General features: G+C 53.9%; 3 protein-coding genes. 1 reads left to right on the top strand and 2 read right to left on the bottom strand.

The features are described 5' to 3' along the window. Positions 1 to 42 precede the first annotated feature (42 nt). Positions 43 to 723, top strand: coding sequence for a peptidase dimerization domain-containing protein (locus tag ACTH5D_RS17595; RefSeq protein ID WP_441673487.1), 681 nt, complete (start codon positions 43 to 45; stop codon positions 721 to 723). Between the two features lie 137 nt (positions 724 to 860). Here ACTH5D_RS17595 and secF read toward each other — a convergent pair whose 3' ends face one another. Next, positions 861 to 1,787: a protein translocase subunit SecF gene (secF, locus tag ACTH5D_RS17590; protein ID WP_441673485.1), complete on the bottom strand. Its 927-nt coding sequence runs from the start codon at positions 1,785 to 1,787 to the stop codon at positions 861 to 863. Between the two features lie 49 nt (positions 1,788 to 1,836). Continuing rightward, positions 1,837 to 3,690 carry a protein translocase subunit SecD gene (gene secD / locus ACTH5D_RS17585; protein ID WP_441673489.1) on the bottom strand — a complete coding sequence of 618 codons (1,854 nt, stop codon included), beginning with the start codon at positions 3,688 to 3,690 and terminating at the stop codon, positions 1,837 to 1,839. Positions 3,691 to 3,704: the final 14 nt, after the last annotated feature.

Below are 3,704 nucleotides of genomic sequence, written 5' to 3'. Positions count from 1 at the left end.
CGAGACGATTTACTCGCCGCGTAATGAAATTGCAGTTATTACTTGAAACCAAGTCAGGTAATTACTGCCCATAACGGCTGTTTGCATTTGGATGTAACGGTAGAGGGGCGTTCAGCGCATGCGGCTTGGCATCGCACCGGTGTGGATGCGCTTGAAGCGAGCGTGCAGATTATGAGTGCTCTGTATCACTACCGAGAAACACTCGAAGAACAGTGCTCGCTGTATCCCGGGGTCAGCAGTCCTTCACTTGTCATCGGCACTATCGAGGGCGGTATTAACACCAATGTGGTGCCTGATCGGATCTCATTTAGCATTGACCGAAGAATTATCCCAGAAGAGTCGCCTGAACTGGTGGAACGGGAGCTACGTGATCTTATTGGCTCCCTTAAACTCCAAGAGGGGATAAAGGTTAGCGTTGTCCAGCGTCTGCTTGCGGCTCCCTTTACCTCGACGCCTTTGTCAGAAGAATTAGCCGACATTTTTGCTATGGAGGGACAAAAGGTCTTTGGCGAGTCGGTGGCGAAGGGGGCGATGCCACTCTACACCGATGCGCGGCACTATAGCGAAGCAGGAATACCCACCATCATGTATGGCGCTGGCCCACGTAACCCACTTGAAGCCAATGGGCATCGTGCTGATGAACGGGTACCTGTAAAGCTGTTAACGGAGGCTGCTCTGGTCGTCGCATCTAGTCTGCAAAAATTATTGGGTAAGAGTCATTGATGGTGGGGGTATGGTATTCCTGATCTTCTGACCGGAATACGTCCCTAGTAAGCAAAGGCCCCTGCTGGGAAACCAGCAGAGGCCTTTTTGTAGACTCGAGTTGTAGGTTCGAGGAACTCAGTTAAGAAAGAATGCCGTTAAGGCAGCTCTTCCTCTTCTTCGTCGGTCTCTTTTTTGGTCGGTATCAGATCCTCACGCGAAAGCTTGAGGGGGAGCAGCAGGGCGCCCGAGATGTAAATGGAAGAGAACGTACCTACTCCAATACCGATCAGCAAGGCGATGGAGAAGTTCTTGATCATGTCGCCGCCTAGCAGCAGCAGCGCGAGGAGTACCAGCATGGTGGTGCCGGAAGTTGCTAACGTACGCGAGAGCGTTGCGTTGATCGCTTCGTTAAAGATTTGCGGCATATCGTCGATTCGCGAGGTGCGGATCGTTTCACGAATGCGGTCATACACCACGATCGTGTCGTTCAGCGAGTAGCCGATAACCGCCAGAATGGCCGCCAGTACCGTCAGATCGAACTCAAGCTGAAATAACGCGAACACGCCCAGCACGATAATAACGTCGTGGAACTGGGCAAGCACCGCGCCGATTGCAAACTTGTACTGAAAGCGAATCGCCACGTAAACCATGATAACGCCTAGCGACACTAACAGGCCAAGGCCGCTTTGGTCGCGCAACTGATCGCCCACCTGGGAGCCGACAAACTCGGCACGTACCAGGTTGACGGTCTCGCCGCTGGTGCGCAGGAGATCAACGACATCGTTGCCCACGTTGGTGTCGAACGCCTGTTGCAGGCGGATAAGCACTTCAGTAGATGCGCCGAAGGTCTGTACCGAGACATCCCTAAAGCCGTTTTGCTCCATTAGTTGGCGAATGGCGTCCAGCGAGGGCGCCGCGCCGTAGCGAACTTCAATCAGCGTTCCGCCGGTGAAGTCGAGCCCTAGGTTAAGCTGCTGGAACAGCAAGGCGCCAATCGACACAATGAGCATTGCAGCTGCGACAATATACGCAAACTTGCGCTGTCCCATAAAGTCGATATGCAGGTTTGATAGGGGTTTCATTACCACCTCTTAAATTCTGGGCTGAGCGCTTGGTTCAGGTTCATGCTCTTCAGATCCACAGCTTTTTGACGGGTTTTCTGCCATAGGTCAGGTTGACCATGGCGCGTGTCACCACCAGCGCTGTAAACATGGAGGTTAAGATGCCGATAGAGAGCGTGACCGCAAAACCTTTGACCGGGCCGGTACCAATCGAGAACAGAATGATCGCCACTAAAAGCGTGGTGATGTTGGCATCGACGATTGAGGTGAAAGCGCGCCCATAGCCCGCATGAATAGCCTGCGGAATCGATAACCCGTTACGTAGCTCTTCACGTATGCGCTCAAAGATCAGTACGTTAGCATCCACCGCCATGCCCAGCGTTAGTACGATACCCGCAATACCTGGCATGGTTAGCGTGGCACCCAGCATCGACATTACCGCAACCAAAATCGTCAGATTAAGGGCCAGGGCAATGTTGGCAAAAATACCGAACACTTTGTAGCGCGCCAGCATAAACAGCATGAGCAGCAGCAGACCTACCTCAACGGAGAGCAAACCGCGCTGAATGTTTTCAGCGCCCAGGCTTGGTCCAATCGTGCGCTCTTGCACAAAGTAGATAGGCGCTGCTAGCGAGCCAGAGCGCAACAGCAGCGCAAGCTCGGAAGCTTCTGTTGGTGAGTCTAAGCCGGTGATGCGGAAGCTGTTGCCTAGCGCGCTTTGAATCGTGGCTAAGCTAATCAGGCCGCGCTCAACGTAAGGCTCGCGCTCAAGCGTTTCTTCGCCCGTTTCCGGGTCAACCACCACGGTGTCTTCGCTTTTATGCTCTATGAACAGCACCGCCATATTGCGGCCAATGTTGCTGCGCGTGGCGCGATTCATCAGCGTGCCGCCAGTGCCATCTAGGTTGATATTGACCTGGGGGCGGCCATTTTCATCAAAGCTATTGCTGGCGCTGGAAACACTGTCACCGGTAATGATGACATCACGCATTAGCTCAGCGCTGCGTGCTGAATCATTACGAAACGTCAGCGTTTCTGTTTCGTTAACCGGCGTGTCGTTACGCGCCTCTAAGCGAAACTCTAGGTTGGCGGTTGCGCCGACAATACGTTTCGCGGCAACGGTATCCTGAACGCCAGGTAGTTCAACCACAATTTGACTGGGGCCTTGGCGTTGTACCATGGGCTCCGCAACGCCCAGTTCGTTGACCCGATTGCGCAAGGTGGTCAAGTTCTGGTTAATCGCGTAGTCCTGGATGCTGCTGACAGATTGATTGCTTAATGTCATGACTAAGCTAGATGCGCGGCCATCGCCTGCATTTGAATACTCAAAGTCAGGAAAGTCGCGAGTGATCAGTCGGCGTGCCGTATCACGGTCTTCAGCGCTGGCAAAGTCGATCGAGAGTGAGCGATCTTCTACGTCGGTATTGCGGTAGCGGATACGCTCGCTGCGCAGCAGCTCGCGCATGGCGCTGGCGTTAACTTCAAGGCGCTGGGTCAGTGCGGCGTCCATGTCCACTTCTAGCAAGAAGTGCACGCCGCCACGTAGATCCAGGCCTAACGTCATAGGCGAAGCAGAAAATGACTGCAGCCAGCTCGGGGTCGCTTCAGCGAGATTTAACGCCACGGTGGCATCACTGCCGAGTACGTCAGTGGCAATGTCGCGAGCGTTGAGCTGGTCATCGTCATGGCGGAGACGAATGAGCCATTGCCCGTTTTCTTCTTCTATCGCCTTGATGTCAATGTCGCTTTCAGTTAACGCGGCTTCAACAAGGTTAATCTGACGTTCGTCCAGAGAGTCGCCTTGGGCGCTGCTGATTTGGACGGCGGGATCTTCGGGGAATAGATTGGGAAGCGAGTAGATAAGGCCGACCGCCAGGACGACGAGTATCAGCAGATACTTCCACAGGGGGTAACGGTTGAGCATGCAAGCCCTGCCTT

The organism is Halomonas sp., from assembly GCF_052095695.1.
GTDB lineage: Bacteria > Pseudomonadota > Gammaproteobacteria > Pseudomonadales > Halomonadaceae > Vreelandella.
The sequence above is the reverse complement of the archived record's forward strand: the minus strand, read 5'-3'. Positions and strand labels throughout refer to the sequence as shown.